This window comes from Bradyrhizobium roseum (assembly GCF_030413175.1).
GTDB classification, from domain to species: Bacteria; Pseudomonadota; Alphaproteobacteria; order Rhizobiales; family Xanthobacteraceae; genus Bradyrhizobium; species Bradyrhizobium roseum.
Map to the genome: position 1 here is coordinate 5,208,108 of NZ_CP129212.1, position 13,513 is coordinate 5,221,620.

Below are 13,513 nucleotides of genomic sequence, written 5' to 3' on the forward strand. Positions count from 1 at the left end.
TCGCGGAGAGCTCAACCCATCCTACCGATCGCGCCGCTACGGCGCGATCAACGCTTGATTCCACCGCCATAGATTTTCGTTGGTCAGGTGCGTGCCGCCCCACCACCGGTCAATCGGATTGTGGCGCGAAAAATCTTCCTTGTGGGCGACGATCGCCTTGCCGAATTCGGTGAGCGATATCCGGCTTTCCTTGTATCGCGGCAAGCGCACCGGATCGTCATGCATATCCAGCGTGAACGGCCACTCCGCGAGGCCCGAAACAGCGGGCGTGGGGGCGAGTGCAAGCCTTTCCAGCAGCGCTCCCGCCTTCCAATAGCCGAAAACGCGGCGCTGAAAGCGCTCGCGATGATGAGGGAACACATCGAACGGATGTTCGTATCCGGCCGCAATCAGTTCGAGCATCCGCATTTCCGAAGCACCGAGCCCGGTGGTGCGCCCCGGTAGTTCTTCGAGCATTTCCAGAACGCATCTCCGAAGCTGCGGCAGGATGCTCAGATCCTTGACCAGTAGATCGAACCATGCATGTGGCGTCGGCGCCCGAAACGCCTGCCATGCAAGACTTGCGATCTCGAAATGATGGTCATCGATAGCGACAGCTGGAAAATTCATTTTGGCAAGACGCGCAGGCTCGATCTCGCCGAGACGGGAATCCACATGTCGCAGCGTTAGTTCCAAACCGTTCGCGCGCGGGCGGAGATGATCGAGCAACCAGATCGTCTGCAGCTGTGTGTTCGGCATCGAGTCGACCCATAATTCGACCGTCTCAAAGCGCGCACAAAATTCGACAAAGCCCAGATCACGGTTTCCAGGCTTCTTGAACCAATCGCCAGTGAAATGGTCGAGCCAATGAGAACTGTCAGGCCATGCCGATCGTGGCGACAGAAACAGATCGAGTTCGTCCTGCGGCTTCAATTCCCCCCAGACGAACCCCAGGCCAAACGGAACCACGCGATCAGCAAGTCCCGTCCCCATCAGGGCTCCGGCGCTGCCATCATCGAACGTTACGATCAGACGCTTCATGGGTCGATCACCTGTGCACGCACAATCACACAAACAAAACGGGCGCTGAAGACGTCGGCAACTCAACGTCCGCAGCGCCCGTCTTTCACGTTTCGGGCCTTAACCCCCAAAACGATACCGTCTATTCGTCGTCCTTCGGCTCCTCGCCGTCGGCGTCGCGCTCGGCGGGGCCGGCCAGAATCTGCTCGGCGATCAGGCCGGAGTTCTGGCGGATCGCGACCTCGATCTTGGCGACCATGTCGGGATTGGCCTTGAGAAAGGCTTTTGAGTTCTCGCGGCCCTGGCCGAGCCGCTGGCTGTCATAGGAAAACCAGGCGCCGGATTTCTCGACGATGCCGGCCTTGACGCCGAGGTCGAGGATCTCGCCCATCTTGGAGACGCCCTCGCCATACATGATGTCGAACTCGACCTGCTTGAACGGCGGCGCCAGCTTGTTCTTCACCACCTTGACGCGGGTGGTGTTGCCGACCACTTCGTCGCGCTCCTTGATCGCGCCGATGCGGCGGATGTCGAGGCGGACCGAAGCGTAGAATTTCAGCGCGTTGCCGCCGGTGGTGGTTTCCGGCGAGCCGTACATCACCCCGATCTTCATGCGGATCTGGTTGATGAAGATCACCATGGTGTTGGACTTGTTGATCGAGGCGGTCAGCTTGCGCAGCGCCTGGCTCATCAGCCGCGCCTGCAGGCCGGGCAGCGCATCGCCCATCTCGCCCTCGAGTTCGGCCTTCGGCACCAGCGCCGCGACCGAATCGACCACCAGCACGTCGACCGCGCCGGAGCGCACCAGCGTGTCGCAGATTTCCAGCGCCTGCTCGCCGGTGTCCGGCTGCGAAATCAAGAGTTCGTCGATGTTGACGCCGAGCTTGCGCGCATAGACCGGGTCGAGCGCGTGTTCGGCGTCGATGAAGGCGCAGATGCCACCCTTCTTCTGCCCTTCCGCCACCGTGTGCAGCGCCAGCGTGGTCTTGCCGGAGGATTCCGGCCCGTAGATCTCGACCACCCGCCCCTTCGGCAGGCCGCCGACGCCGAGCGCGATGTCGAGCCCGAGCGAGCCTGACGAAATCGTCTCGACATCCATCGAGCGGTCGTTCTTGCCCAGCTTCATCACCGAGCCCTTGCCGAACTGGCGCTCGATCTGGGAGAGCGCCGCAGACAGCGCCTTGGTCTTATCCATGGAGGAACCTTCGACGATACGCAGGGCGGTGGCGGACATGGTTACGTGCTCCTTATGGCGGGGATTCGCGGGCGGTACAAACGGGGCGTTGGCGGGTTTCGGATTCGATGGCGTATGGCAGTTTGTACCACCTTTGTTCTATGTTCGCAATATGTTCTTTTCCCTCCAAGAGACTGCCGTCCGTTTGACCTGGCGCAACGAGGAGCCGCTGACCGACGATAAGGTATGAAATGACCGTGGTTCTACTGCCCGCGCCTCTCCCGGCCTGGTCCGCCGGGACGCATCGAAATTCGGCGCCAGCCATACGTTGGGGATGAAGATGGAACACCTTGAGATCGTCGCAAAGCAGCACGTCGCATTCATGAGGGCCGTGGAAACGGAAATGGCGAAGTTCGAGCGCCGGGAGATCGAGTTCCGCCGGAAAGATCGGGATGAGCGTGCGGCAGCGTTGCATGTGCCGCTGAGGGAAGCGCATCACTGAAGGAATTGAGGCTCCCTCGCGGATTGGACGCGGGGGAGCCTGCTTCAGGTCGCGCGTGCCACCGGTGGGCGTTGCGAAAATAATTCGGAACCAATCGCGCGTTGCGGCGTTTAAGCGCCATCACCGGCCAAGGCCCTTTCCCGGCGCCGGGACCCGAGACACCGGTCGTGCCCCGTCTGCACCGCCAGGGGACGTACCGATGCTCCGTGAAGCCATTGAATTGAAGCGTTATCTGCGGCTGGCGGAACGTTGGGCGACCCCCGAGGCGGGGCTGCTCGCCGCATCCATCATCTGGTGTGCCGGCCTGGGTTGCGGCCTCGCCTATGTGATCTTGATCACCATGCTATGAGGCGACACGCCCCCGCCGCCCCCCCGTCCGCGCCTGCCTCGCTTCCGGCGGCCGTGAGGCACGTCGAACGGTAATCCTCCGAAAAAAAGTGTCCGACCTACGCAAACATACGGAGGTGACCTTCGCCCTTGTCTGCGCATATTCAAGAAAATGGGCCGACATATCCTTTTCAAATGCCCGCGGCTGGGCACCCCTGTGCAGCATTGGCTGCCAAAAATTACGTCCCCGGACGAACCGAACTCCTATGCGCCGGTGGTCTGTCTGGCCTGCAGCCGGCTGCATTTCGTCCACAGGGAAACCGGCAAGCTGCTCGGCGAGACGTGAGGCCGCGCACGCCCCTCGTGCTCGCCTGTGCACAGCGCCGCTTGGACGTTTCCCCCTGGAACGGATTCCACTGCGGCGCGTAATCGCATTGGGAGCGGCTGTCAGTCATGCGTCGTGACGGGGAACGGGATCGTGCCGGGTAGGAAATATTTGACGGAACAGGCGGCCACCTGCCTGAAGTTTGCGATGGCAAGTGCGGATCCTGATGTCGCCGCGGGCTTTCTCGAAAAAGCCGCCGACCTTCAGGCCAGAAGCAGAAAGGCGCCGGATGCCAGCCCCCGGCCGCCTGACGTGGAGCCGGCGAAACGCTAGCTCCAGCGCTGCGGCCGCCGACGAGGCGGCCTCGGTGTTTTTCGGCCCCGGCCTGCCATGCACCGGCGGCGGAATCGATTACAATTTTAGGCGTGGTTGCGGCTTCGCCTGAACGGTCCTTCAAGACGCGTCCGCTATCGATGGCGCCATGCCCACACAGATTGCCCTCTCCGCAGAACCCATCCTGCCGATGCTTCAACAGCATGGCGCCGATCTCCTCAGATGGCTCGTGAGCCTCGGCCGCTCGGCGGAGCCCTCCCGGATGCCGCTGCCCGTTCGGCAGCCGGACGCGCCGTCGCGGCCGCATATTCCGCCGCGGCAGCCCTATCCCACCCGCCAGGAATAGACGCCCGGGCCCCCACCAGATTGGCGCATTGCGCTATCGCGGCCGGTATCGCACCCCGTCGCGATCGGCCGCCCCATGACCGAACGACCCCGCCGCATGGGGCTACGCGGCGAGGTCGCTGACGGCGGGAAAATCTGGAGGACCGCCCCGCCCTCACCAGCAGATACGTCGATCGCAAACTCCCGTTTCAGCGTGCGGATTCGTCTTCGCGCATGATCCGGAAAAGTGGCGGCGATCGTCCCATCGCATCCATGATCGGCGTTGAACCTTTTTCGGCGCAGCCAGACACAACCTTGCCTGGGACATTGCATCACTCGGGGATTAAGCCTGCGCCGCCAAGCGAAGATACTCCGCTTGCGCGGCGCCGTGCTTTTTCGGCGTTACTAAGCAAGCCGATATGGCCAGCCCCAGGCTGAAACCGCTCAGGTGGTTGAGCGTACCTTAGGGTACAGGCTTTTCAAAATTTCCGCCTCGTATGGAACTCGGCAGGGATCTTGCCGTCGCTCCTTTTCGCACCTTCCGCAGTCCCGGCAGCGGCTGGATCAAATCTCTTTGAGTTGTATTTACTGTTATGATCAATTTCGGGTGCACAATCAAAGTTCGAGGCGGTGGTGGGCCGCTGGCGAGATTTCGCTATGATTTACAAGGGCGTTGAATTCTCGGTGACGGCCGTCGCCCCCGGAATCTGGAAATGGCAATTCGTGATCGGCGACAGGGTCGTCGCGGGCAAGACCGAAACCAAGCTCAATCTGCTGGCGATCCGGCGCGTTCAGCTTCGGATCGACCGCGAGTTAAAGAAAGCCGAGCGCAAATAACCTGCCTCTGATGGACTTGTCCTGCTCCGCCTGCCCGCACGTGTTGAGCGGGTCCAGCAGGCCCATGCTTCGAGACGCTCGCGTCGCTCGCTCCTCAGCATGAGGTTGTCGTGTTTCAACAAAGTAAGAGCTCATCCTGCGAGGAGGCCGCGAAGCGGCCGTCTCGAAGGATGGCCGCAATACCGATCCGTGATTCCGGGACCTAGGCCGTCGCCTTTTGGGAATGCGCATTCGCCCCGGCGGCCGGCGCGGCGCCCTTGCGCAGTTCCCGGGCGGAAATGAATCTCACGCCCACCAGTTCGCCCTTGCGCCAGATCAGCGCGCATACCCGGCGCACCTCGCCGCCCGCGGTGAGGGAAAGCCCGAACATCTTGGGTACAGCGAGGTCGCCCACATCGAGACAGGCGCCATTTTCGGAAATATCGAGGATGTAGCATTCGATCCACGGCGCATCCGGCGCTGGGATCAAAAATCCCTTCTTGCGCAAATCGACCCGAACGAACTTGCGGGCACCCAGATCTTTGCGGTCTCTCACCATGGTGTCTCCTGCGCAGGGACACCCTAGGCGGGAACACCTGAATACCGAGTTATCGGAATTGGGCAAAACCCGGAGTATCGATTGCAATCCCGGGACCTCACCCTGAGGAGCCCGGCGACGCGGGAGCGTCTCGAAGGATGGCAGCTTGCACGGCCGTCGCCCAGGGCCATCCTTCGAGACGCATCGCTGGTGCGATGCTCCTTCAGGATGAGGTTCGGGGAAGACGCCGATATGACTCGAATTTCAAAATCTCTGAACTAATCGGCGCTTGCGAGCCGGCGCATGGTGAATTCGATGTCGCCGCCGGGCAGTTCCCGCCAGCTTTCGACCGAACTCATATAGGCCGCCTTCGGATACCGATCGAGAAAGTCGCGGGCCCTGGCGCGGGCCTCGTCGCGCGGGAGCGTAAATGTCTCGCGCAGATAGCCGTCGACCGGCTTGCGCCGGCCGGCCATCCGGCTCGCGAGATCGCGCGGGCGAAAGACCATGTCGCTACTCCAGACAGCATGACGACAGGCCGAATATAGGGGTAACGGGGGCAGAATCCTACTTGGTCCCCCCGGTCCGCTTACTGGTTGGTGGTGCCGGTCTTGCTCTTCTTGGCGGGCGCCGCCGCCGACTTCGGCGTATCGGTGCTGCGCACCGTGCCCCAGGGATCAGAAGAGGCCTTGGCGTCGGGGATCTTCCGCAACGAGTCCCTGTAGGCCTTGTCCCTGGCCGCTTCCTGCTCCCTCTCCTCCGGCGATTTGGTCTGCAATTCCGGGATGAGGTTGATGTTCGGGGTCTGCGCGTAGGCCGGTGCCGTCAACAACACCACGACCGCGGCCGCGCTCAGCATTCTCATGACGCTCTCCTTGGAGCATGATCCGGAAAAGTGGAACCGGTTTTCCGAACAGGTCATGCTCAAATAAAAGATACGATCCTGATGCGATTTTTTCAAATCGCGTCAGGATCAAGGGGGACGCTGACTTTGCGTTTCGGGTGAGAATACCACCGGGTCAACCGTACCGCCAAGCATGCCGCCCTCAGCTTTTGGTTACGCGAGATGTCGCGCCCCATGTGTGGCCGACCGCCGTTGTTCCCTTTGCGGCAATGGCCATTACAATGTGGCCGCAAACGACATCGGACGGGGAAACGGGGCGTTCATGCAGCAGCAGCCACCAGCAACGGAATTCGGCATCGCGGAAGCCAGGCGCGTGCTGGGCGAGGTCTTTGCGCCCTGGGTGATGGATCTCAATCTGGCGATCGAGCAATTCGACGCCGCCCCGCCCGCCGATGCGGCCGACTGGCAGCCGGGGGCCATTCTGCGCCTGCCGTTCTCGGAGCGGCTGTGCCGCAATGGCGGCACGGTCTCGGGCCAGGCGCTGATGGCCTTTGCCGACACCGCCATGGTGATCGCCAACCTCGCCGCCAATCGCGGCTATCGCCCGATGACCACGGTCGACCAGACCACGCATTTCATGCGCGCGGTCTCGGCCTCCGACGTGCTGGCCGATGCGCGGGTGGTCCGGCTCGGACGCACCATGAGTTTCGGCCGCGTCACGCTATTGTCCGCCTCCGACCACAAGCCGGTGGCGATGGTTTCGAGCGCCTTCGCAATGCTGTAGAAAGCCGCAGAGGGGTAAGGCGCCGCGTCGCGCGCTGCGACTGCAGAGAATACGACCAGCACCTATCGCTGTTTCGGCGCGCCGGGCGGATCGTCGCCCCGGTCCTCCCGGCTGACATGTTGGGCGCGCGCCTTGTCGGCCGGCTGCTCCTGTCCCTTCTCGTCGAGAACAATGCCCTGCTGGGCCGAACTCCGGGTTTCCGGCTTCGGCATGCCGGCCTGGCCGCCGTGCTTGCCGCCCATATCCTGTCGGCCTTCCAGATCGTTTTCCTTCGGCATTTGAAACTCCGGTAAGCCGCGGCTATGGCGGCTGGCGATCGTCCGGCACGTACCGGGTCGCCGGGGTCGTTGCGGGTTCAAGTCCACATCGGGCAACTGGTTCCTTGCCAAGCCGAGGTCTTCGCGAAGCTGTAGCGCGGCCAATACTTTAGCTACTGTGCATGGGGTTGTTTTCGCAGTTTTCGATTTCGCCGCCGGCGCCAGACCAGCACCGCCATCAGCAGCACGACCACCGCCGTTGCGGTTGCCCCGGCCCTGAACCGCCCGCCCGGCCGGTCGATGGTGCGCGACCACAATGAGGGCGCCTCGCCCGGTCGTGCCAGGCGGAACGCCACCACGCTGTCGCCGATCGTCGTGCCCGACTCGGAATGCCCGCCGGCGCCGATCGCGACATATTGCTCGCCCTTCCATTGATATGTCATCGGATTGGCGACGCCCGGCACCGGCAGGCGGCCTTGCCACAGTTCCCGCCCCGATCGCGCGTCGAAGGCGCGCAGATAAGCGTCCATCGCGCCGGTGAAGACGAGACCGCCGGCCGTGATCGCCACGCCATTGACCAGTGGCGTGCCAAAGGAAAGCGCGATGCCGAGCGGCGCGCGATCTTCCGTCGTGCCGACGCGCGACCGCCACAGGATCCTGCCCGCCTTCAGGTCGAGCGCAACCATCTCGCCCCACGGCGGCTTGTTGCATAACAGGCCAAGTGGCGAATGCGCGACCGCGCGCGTCATCGCGAACGGCGCGCCCTGCTGCCGTCCGAAATCGTGACCGGGCGGCGGATTGAATCCGTCGGGCACCGCCGCCCGCGGCAGCAGTTTGACGATGTGGATCGCACGCGAGACATTGGCGTAGAGGATCTGGTTGACCGGATCGAACGCCGCGCCGCCCCAGTTCACGCCGCCACCCGTCATCGGAAACACGACCGTGCCCTGCGTCGATGGCGGCGTGTAAAGGCCCTCGTTGCGCGCGGCGGCCACCTGCGCGCGGCAGGCATTGCGCTCCCAGAACGGAATCAGGCCGAACATTTCGTCGACGGAGATCTGCTGCGACAGCAGCGGCGGCACATGGGTCGGAAACGGCTGGGTCGGGGAAAGCACCTCGCCCTCGGCACCGCCCTGCGGCACCGCGCGTTCCTCGACCGGCCACACCGGCTGGCCGGTGTCGCGGTCGAGCACGAACACAAATCCCTGCTTGGTCGGCTGGATCACGACGTCGCGCGGGCCCTGCCCGGCGTCGATCCGCGCCAGCGTCGGCTGCGCCGGCAGATCGTAATCCCAGACGTCGTGGTGCACGGTCTGATACGACCAGACCCGTTCGCCGCTCTCGGCGCGCAGCGCCACCACCGAATTGGCGTAGTCGTTGTTGCCGGGCCGCTGGCCGCCCCAGAAATCCGGGCTCGGCGAGGACGTCGGCAGGAACACCAGGCCGCGTTCCTCGTCCACCGACATCGGTGCCCAGACATTGGCGTGACCCGCGACGATGCCGCCATGCAGCAGCGGATCGAACGACCAGCGCGATTGTCCGGTCCGCGCGTCGAAGGCGCGCACCGTGCCCGGCGGCGCATCGACGCGGCGGTTATCGGCGATGGCGGAGCCGACGACGACGGTGTCGCGGGCCACCACCGGCGCGGATGTGATCTGGAATTCGCCGGGCCAGTCCAGCGGGTCGAGCGCGAGCTTGACCTCGCCGTTGCTGCCGAAACCGGCGCAGGGCATGCCACTCTGCGCGTCGAGCGCGATCACGCGGGCGTCGTTGGTGCCCATGAAGATGCGCGCCCGGCAGGCGGCGTTCTCGGCGGCTTGCGCGTCGATCCAATAGGCCACGCCGCGGCAGTTGTAGCGGTTGGCCGGCCGTTGCGCGGTGGAGATTTTCGGATCGTACCGCCATTTCGGCGCGCCGCTGCCCGGATCGAGCGCGATGACTTCATTGAACGGCGAACAGAAGACGAGACTGTCTTCGACCAGCAGCGGGGTGGCCTGAAACTTGGTCCGCTTCATCACCTCGGGCGCGCGGGTATCGAGATCGCCGGTGCGAAACGCCCAGGCGCGGACGAGATTGCCGACATTGTCGGGCGTGATCTGATTGAGCGGCGAAAACCGCGACCCGCCCCGGTCGCCGCCCCAATGCTCCCAGGCGGAAGCCGGAAGCGAGATCGCGATGCAAAAGGTGGCGACGAACAGACGAACCGTATTTCGCATCCTCACCCCGCAAGCGCAGCACAACGCCTGCGGGGTCGATTACCCGATCGGTGCCTCAGTATCTACCCCGGCCGCCATAACCGCCGCCGCCATATCCGCCGCCGCCGTAATTGCCGCCGCGGAAACCGCCACCGCCGAGGCCGATGCCGATCCCGATGCCCAACCGGGGCGGCGGTGCAGCATACATGCGCGGCGGCGGATCGTCATACACCACGCGCGGGGGCGGACGGCGAACGACCACGACGTCTTCGTCGTCCGGCTGCGGCCGGCGCGGCTTGCGATCGGCCTTCTTCTTCGGCGGATCCGGCTCGACGCGGCGGACCGGGGCATTGACCTTCAACGGCTGCGGCTGCGCCGGCGTCTGCAGGTTGCAGGGACAGGTCGGACCGGCCAGCGCTACATTCTGCGGCACGGCGGCGTTCGCGGCGGCAACCGCCGGCGTCAGTTCGGGACGGTTGCGCAGCCGGATTTCCAGTTTTCGCGCGGTCGCGGACAGATCGCTGTCGGGGAATTTTTCCAGGAACGAGCGATAGGCGGACGCCGTGTTGATCAGCACGGCCTCGTTCCACGCCACCATGCGGCGATGACGGACCAGCCAGTCGCGCGCCAGGCGGCCGAGCGTCGTCTGCGGATAGAGACCGGCAAAGGCCTCATAGGCTTCATCGGTGCCGTCGGCCACGATCAGTTCGTTGGCCGCCTCGACCGGTTTGCCCTTCAGGTCACGAGTCCACTCGGCAACCGACTTCTTCGGCGCCGCCGCAGGCTTCGGCCCGGCGATCGAGGAGCCCGAGAAGCGGAAGTCCTCGGTCAGTGACGAGCTGTCCCACGGCGTCTGCCGCCCGTCGGTGACCTTGTTCACCGCCAACCGCACTTTCTTGAAGGTCTCTTCGATCGGAATGTTCTGCTCCTTGCCGGCCGCCAGCAGCGCGTTGGTGTACGGGCTGTTGTTGCCGGAGCCGTCCTCGGCGACCGCGCCGGGGGATGTCGAGAACGACAGGAACGTGCCGGGCGCGCCGACCTTGGCATCGACGATGGCAAGCCCGCCGCCGGCGGTCTTGAGCTCCGGAAACGGATTGTTGCGGCAGGCGTCGAGCATCAGGATGCGCATCTTGCTCGGCACCGAGGTCAGCGTGTTCAGGATGTCGTTGAGGCGCACCGCCTGAATCGGAATATCGGCTTCGCGCTTCGGATCGATGTCGACCGGAACCAGAAAATTCTCGCCGTCGATCTGCAAGCCGTGGCCGGCGTAAAACACCAGCGCCACAGTATCGGCACCCTTGGCCGCGACCTTGCCGGCGAAATCGCTGACCGCTTCGCGCATCTGGCCTTGCGACAGATCGGATGCGGTCGAAACCTCGAAGCCGGAATCAGTCAGCATTTGTGTGACCGCCCTGGCGTCATTGGCCGGATTGGGCAACGCCGGCACCGAGCGATAGGCGGACTGGCCGATCACCAGCGCGAGGCGATTTTCCGCGAATGCAGACTGGCTACCCAAAAGCAGCGCGGCAGGAACCATGAACTTGAGCAGCGCGTGACGAAACATGATGCGATCTCCGGGCGATGCGAGCTTACGGGTTGGTCACGGCCCGCAGCCAACGGGTTCAAGTCCGCGGCGCCCTATCGGGTGTGACAAAGGCCTGATTCAATGGCGATCTTGTCGCAGTTTCAAACGCCCGCGCCGTGATCTGAATCACAGTCGCGGAAACGTTATTCTGCCGCCCGCAAAATGCTGTTCGATCCGATGTCTTCACGGTAAAACAACCTTCGATGCGGCGGGTCGGGTTATATATCGCGCTGATGGTAGGCGCGGCTTTGGCGGTTGGGGGGTGCGGCTTTGGCGATATTCGCTCGCCGCTGCCCGAATTCATGCGCGCCAAGGCGCCCGAGCCGCCGGCGCCCGAACCGGCGCCCGACATCAAGCGCATGCTGAAGGAAAAGATCGACTCGGTGTTCACGGCGGCCTCGCAGCCGAGCAACGTTCGCGTTTCAGAACCGCGCCCCAATCTGCGCGGACCGGGCTGGACCGCCTGCGTCAAGGCCGAGGTGGTTTCGGTGACCGGCAAACCGCTGGGCACGCAGACCTATCGTGTCGAGATTTCCGGCGGCGTGATCGCGGATCGCCGGCAGGTCGAGCCTGAAGACACCTGCACCATCGAGAGCTACGAACCGGTCTAGAGACAGCGGGTGGTCGCCCGCACCGGACAAAGCTTCAGCGCGCTTGTCAACGAGAACAGCACGCGCGCCCCGCGGGAGGGATTGTCGGGTGCGCGATAGGTCAGCGGCACGGCCACGCCGATATCGGCTTGCAGGCCATCCATCAAGAAAAAGCGCGCGCCGCCGCCGGCTGATGTGAGCGAAAGGCCATCGCTCGGGCGGTATCCGTCGTTCCAGGCGACGCCGCTGTCGATGAAACCGTAGAACTGGTAGCCGCTGAGATATTGCAGCCTGGTTTTCTGGTCGAAGCGCAGTTCCGCCGAGCCGGCGATCCCATTGTCGCCGCTGATCTCGGCACTGCCATAGCCGCGGCCGAAGGCGATGCCGCCGAGATAGAATTGCTGCGAGGTGAACAACGGGCCCGATGCCATCTGGCCAGCGGCGCCGAGTTTCAGCGACCACGCATCCGTCAGAGTCTGGTAGCGGGTAAACCAGAAGTTCACCGCAGAGAAGGTACTGGAGGCGCCGTACCGCGACAGGTCGTCGCCACGATGGGAAGCGTCGAAGATGTCGAGACCCTGACGGTAATTCACCGTCAGATAATTGGTGCCGCCGAAATTGTCCTGCAGGCGATAGTCCGACGTCAGGCTCGCGGTGCGGATGCGATCGGCATAGATCGAACCGAACACGTCGGTTTCGGAGGCGTTGGTGAAGCCGGCCGCCGCCGTCAGCGTCAGCGTCGACTTCTGCGATTGCAACGGAACGATGCTGCCGCGAAGTTCAAACGACTCGGTCTTGACGTTGTCGCTGAAGGGCCTGCGAAAATCGCCGGGCCAGACTTCGCTGTAATAGCCTGTCGCGCCGACGCGGACGCCGTCGGTCCCGACCGGCGCCTCGTAGGACAGGCGGCCGAACCTGAGCTGGCGCGGATCGCCGGGCGTGGTCGAGAGATTGAATGACAGGGAATCGCCGGGCGTGAAATAGGAATTGAACGCCGCGGTCCCGTAGCTCTGCCAGGGACCGACCGACGACGATCCGAGATTGTCGATGCCGAGCGATGTGAAGACGTGCCAGGTCTTCACCGAGAGGATCAGGCGGAAGCGGCCGCTCGCGATGCCGATTTCCTCGAGCGCGGTGTCTTCGATCCGCACGCCGGGCCGGCCGTTGATCAACAGCAATTGCCGTTCGAGCGTCGCAAGCCGCGACGGCTGTTCGGCGAGCACGGCAGCGAGCATCGCCCGCACACCAAACTGTTCTGCGCCGTCTCCCTTCAGCGCGAGTTCCGTGATGCTGCCTTCGATAACCTGAATGCGAAGCGCACCGCCTTGAATATCCTGGGGCGGAACAACAGCCCGGCTGAGGTGAAAGCCCGCGGCGCGATAGGCGTCGCTGACCGCGCTCGCCATCCCCGCCAGGTCCGCCTGAGAGACCTGTTTCCCGACATAGGGTTGATACGCCGTAACCAGCCGTTCATTCGGTATCGCGACGGCCCCAGTGATCGCGACGCGCCGGAGCACGAACAACGGTTTGGCGTCCCCCTGCCCGTCAGCGCCTGCGAATTTCGGCGACGGCAATCGCGGCCGCCCATCGGCGCCCTGGCTTGATTGCTGGTCCTCGAAGCGCTTTTCGGTCTGCCTGGGATCGTAGCCGGGCTGGTTGGCGTTCTGCGCCTGCGCTGCGGCTTCCATCCCTAAACAGGCGCCGGCCATCAGGCAAAATCGGACAAAGCCCGCAACGCCCATACGCCCCCGTAGATTTACGGAGATCGGCAGGTTCATGCGCGCGGAGCTGTTAGCCATATGATTTTCATTATAATTTTATGGTCAATGCAGCGTTAACGCGCACGCCGAAGGCGACGGCTTCCGCTCACTCAATCTTGAAACATTTCCGGTAAATGCACGGGACAATACGGCAATCGGA

The 13,513-nt window shown here is 63.8% G+C and carries 13 protein-coding genes; 4 read left to right on the forward strand and 9 right to left on the reverse strand.

Annotation, left to right across the window (positions count from 1 at the left end; all coding sequences use genetic code 11):
* Window positions 1-36: 36 nt before the first annotated feature.
* Both QUH67_RS24730 and recA read right to left on the reverse strand, forming a co-directional pair.
* The gene (locus QUH67_RS24730) at window positions 37-1,020 is read right to left on the reverse strand and encodes a DUF1835 domain-containing protein (protein ID WP_300941990.1); all 984 of its coding nucleotides are present in this window, start codon (window positions 1,018-1,020) and stop codon (window positions 37-39) included.
* 121 nt (window positions 1,021-1,141) lie between these two features.
* A complete protein-coding gene (recA, locus tag QUH67_RS24735; protein WP_300941991.1) occupies window positions 1,142-2,233 on the reverse strand; it encodes a recombinase RecA in 1,092 nt (363 codons plus the stop codon).
* A gap of 641 nt (window positions 2,234-2,874) precedes the next feature.
* Between recA and QUH67_RS24740 the strand changes: the two genes are divergently transcribed.
* Window positions 2,875-3,024 (forward strand): hypothetical protein, encoded by a 150-nt coding sequence (locus QUH67_RS24740; protein WP_300941992.1) that lies wholly within the window; start codon window positions 2,875-2,877, stop codon window positions 3,022-3,024.
* 1,617 nt (window positions 3,025-4,641) lie between these two features.
* Window positions 4,642-4,821, forward strand: a complete 180-nt coding sequence (locus QUH67_RS24745) for a hypothetical protein (protein ID WP_300941993.1) — start codon at window positions 4,642-4,644, stop codon at window positions 4,819-4,821.
* Window positions 4,822-5,023: 202 nt separating this feature from the next.
* On the opposite strand, the gene QUH67_RS24750 is transcribed toward QUH67_RS24745, so the two are convergent.
* From QUH67_RS24750 to QUH67_RS24760, 3 genes are all read right to left on the reverse strand, one after another.
* A complete protein-coding gene (locus tag QUH67_RS24750; RefSeq protein WP_300941994.1) occupies window positions 5,024-5,359 on the reverse strand; it encodes a PilZ domain-containing protein in 336 nt (111 codons plus the stop codon).
* A gap of 257 nt (window positions 5,360-5,616) precedes the next feature.
* On the reverse strand, window positions 5,617-5,847 hold the full coding sequence (locus tag QUH67_RS24755) for a hypothetical protein (protein ID WP_300941995.1): 231 nt from the start codon (window positions 5,845-5,847) through the stop codon (window positions 5,617-5,619).
* A gap of 80 nt (window positions 5,848-5,927) precedes the next feature.
* Window positions 5,928-6,203, reverse strand: coding sequence for a hypothetical protein (locus QUH67_RS24760; protein ID WP_300941996.1), 276 nt, complete (start codon window positions 6,201-6,203; stop codon window positions 5,928-5,930).
* 301 nt (window positions 6,204-6,504) lie between these two features.
* Between QUH67_RS24760 and QUH67_RS24765 the strand changes: the two genes are divergently transcribed.
* Window positions 6,505-6,966 carry a PaaI family thioesterase gene (locus tag QUH67_RS24765; protein WP_300941997.1) on the forward strand — a complete coding sequence of 154 codons (462 nt, stop codon included), beginning with the start codon at window positions 6,505-6,507 and terminating at the stop codon, window positions 6,964-6,966.
* 62 nt (window positions 6,967-7,028) lie between these two features.
* Here the strand turns inward: QUH67_RS24765 and QUH67_RS24770 are convergent, their stop codons facing one another.
* The 3 genes from QUH67_RS24770 to QUH67_RS24780 all read right to left on the reverse strand — a co-directional run bounded on the left by QUH67_RS24770 (window position 7,029) and on the right by QUH67_RS24780 (window position 10,982).
* On the reverse strand, window positions 7,029-7,244 hold the full coding sequence (locus QUH67_RS24770; protein ID WP_300941998.1) for a hypothetical protein: 216 nt from the start codon (window positions 7,242-7,244) through the stop codon (window positions 7,029-7,031).
* Window positions 7,245-7,396: 152 nt separating this feature from the next.
* Window positions 7,397-9,439, reverse strand: coding sequence for a pyrroloquinoline quinone-dependent dehydrogenase (locus tag QUH67_RS24775; RefSeq protein WP_300941999.1), 2,043 nt, complete (start codon window positions 9,437-9,439; stop codon window positions 7,397-7,399).
* Between the two features lie 55 nt (window positions 9,440-9,494).
* Window positions 9,495-10,982, reverse strand: coding sequence for a caspase family protein (locus tag QUH67_RS24780; protein WP_300942000.1), 1,488 nt, complete (start codon window positions 10,980-10,982; stop codon window positions 9,495-9,497).
* A 269-nt stretch (window positions 10,983-11,251) separates the two neighbouring features.
* On the opposite strand from QUH67_RS24780, the gene QUH67_RS24785 reads away from it, so the two are divergent.
* Entirely contained in the window at window positions 11,252-11,614 is a 363-nt protein-coding gene (locus tag QUH67_RS24785; RefSeq protein WP_300942001.1) for a hypothetical protein, read from the forward strand.
* Here QUH67_RS24785 and QUH67_RS24790 read toward each other — a convergent pair.
* Window positions 11,611-13,392 (reverse strand): ShlB/FhaC/HecB family hemolysin secretion/activation protein, encoded by a 1,782-nt coding sequence (locus QUH67_RS24790; RefSeq protein ID WP_407080352.1) that lies wholly within the window; start codon window positions 13,390-13,392, stop codon window positions 11,611-11,613. The two genes, QUH67_RS24785 and QUH67_RS24790, sit on opposite strands and share 4 nt — an antisense overlap.
* Window positions 13,393-13,513: the final 121 nt, after the last annotated feature.

Excerpts from the sequence above, each read along its gene's own strand:
- QUH67_RS24730 (WP_300941990.1), bottom strand. The coding sequence starts at position 1,020 with ATGAAGCGTCTGATCGTAACGTTCGATGATGGCAGCGCCGGAGCCCTG.
- recA (WP_300941991.1), bottom strand. The coding sequence starts at position 2,233 with ATGTCCGCCACCGCCCTGCGTATCGTCGAAGGTTCCTCCATGGATAAG.
- QUH67_RS24740 (WP_300941992.1), top strand. The coding sequence starts at position 2,875 with ATGCTCCGTGAAGCCATTGAATTGAAGCGTTATCTGCGGCTGGCGGAA.
- QUH67_RS24745 (WP_300941993.1), top strand. The coding sequence starts at position 4,642 with ATGATTTACAAGGGCGTTGAATTCTCGGTGACGGCCGTCGCCCCCGGA.
- QUH67_RS24750 (WP_300941994.1), bottom strand. The coding sequence starts at position 5,359 with ATGGTGAGAGACCGCAAAGATCTGGGTGCCCGCAAGTTCGTTCGGGTC.
- QUH67_RS24755 (WP_300941995.1), bottom strand. The coding sequence starts at position 5,847 with ATGGTCTTTCGCCCGCGCGATCTCGCGAGCCGGATGGCCGGCCGGCGC.
- QUH67_RS24760 (WP_300941996.1), bottom strand. The coding sequence starts at position 6,203 with ATGAGAATGCTGAGCGCGGCCGCGGTCGTGGTGTTGTTGACGGCACCG.
- QUH67_RS24765 (WP_300941997.1), top strand. The coding sequence starts at position 6,505 with ATGCAGCAGCAGCCACCAGCAACGGAATTCGGCATCGCGGAAGCCAGG.
- QUH67_RS24770 (WP_300941998.1), bottom strand. The coding sequence starts at position 7,244 with ATGCCGAAGGAAAACGATCTGGAAGGCCGACAGGATATGGGCGGCAAG.
- QUH67_RS24775 (WP_300941999.1), bottom strand. The coding sequence starts at position 9,439 with ATGCGAAATACGGTTCGTCTGTTCGTCGCCACCTTTTGCATCGCGATC.
- QUH67_RS24780 (WP_300942000.1), bottom strand. The coding sequence starts at position 10,982 with ATGTTTCGTCACGCGCTGCTCAAGTTCATGGTTCCTGCCGCGCTGCTT.
- QUH67_RS24790 (WP_407080352.1), bottom strand. The coding sequence starts at position 13,392 with ATGGCTAACAGCTCCGCGCGCATGAACCTGCCGATCTCCGTAAATCTA.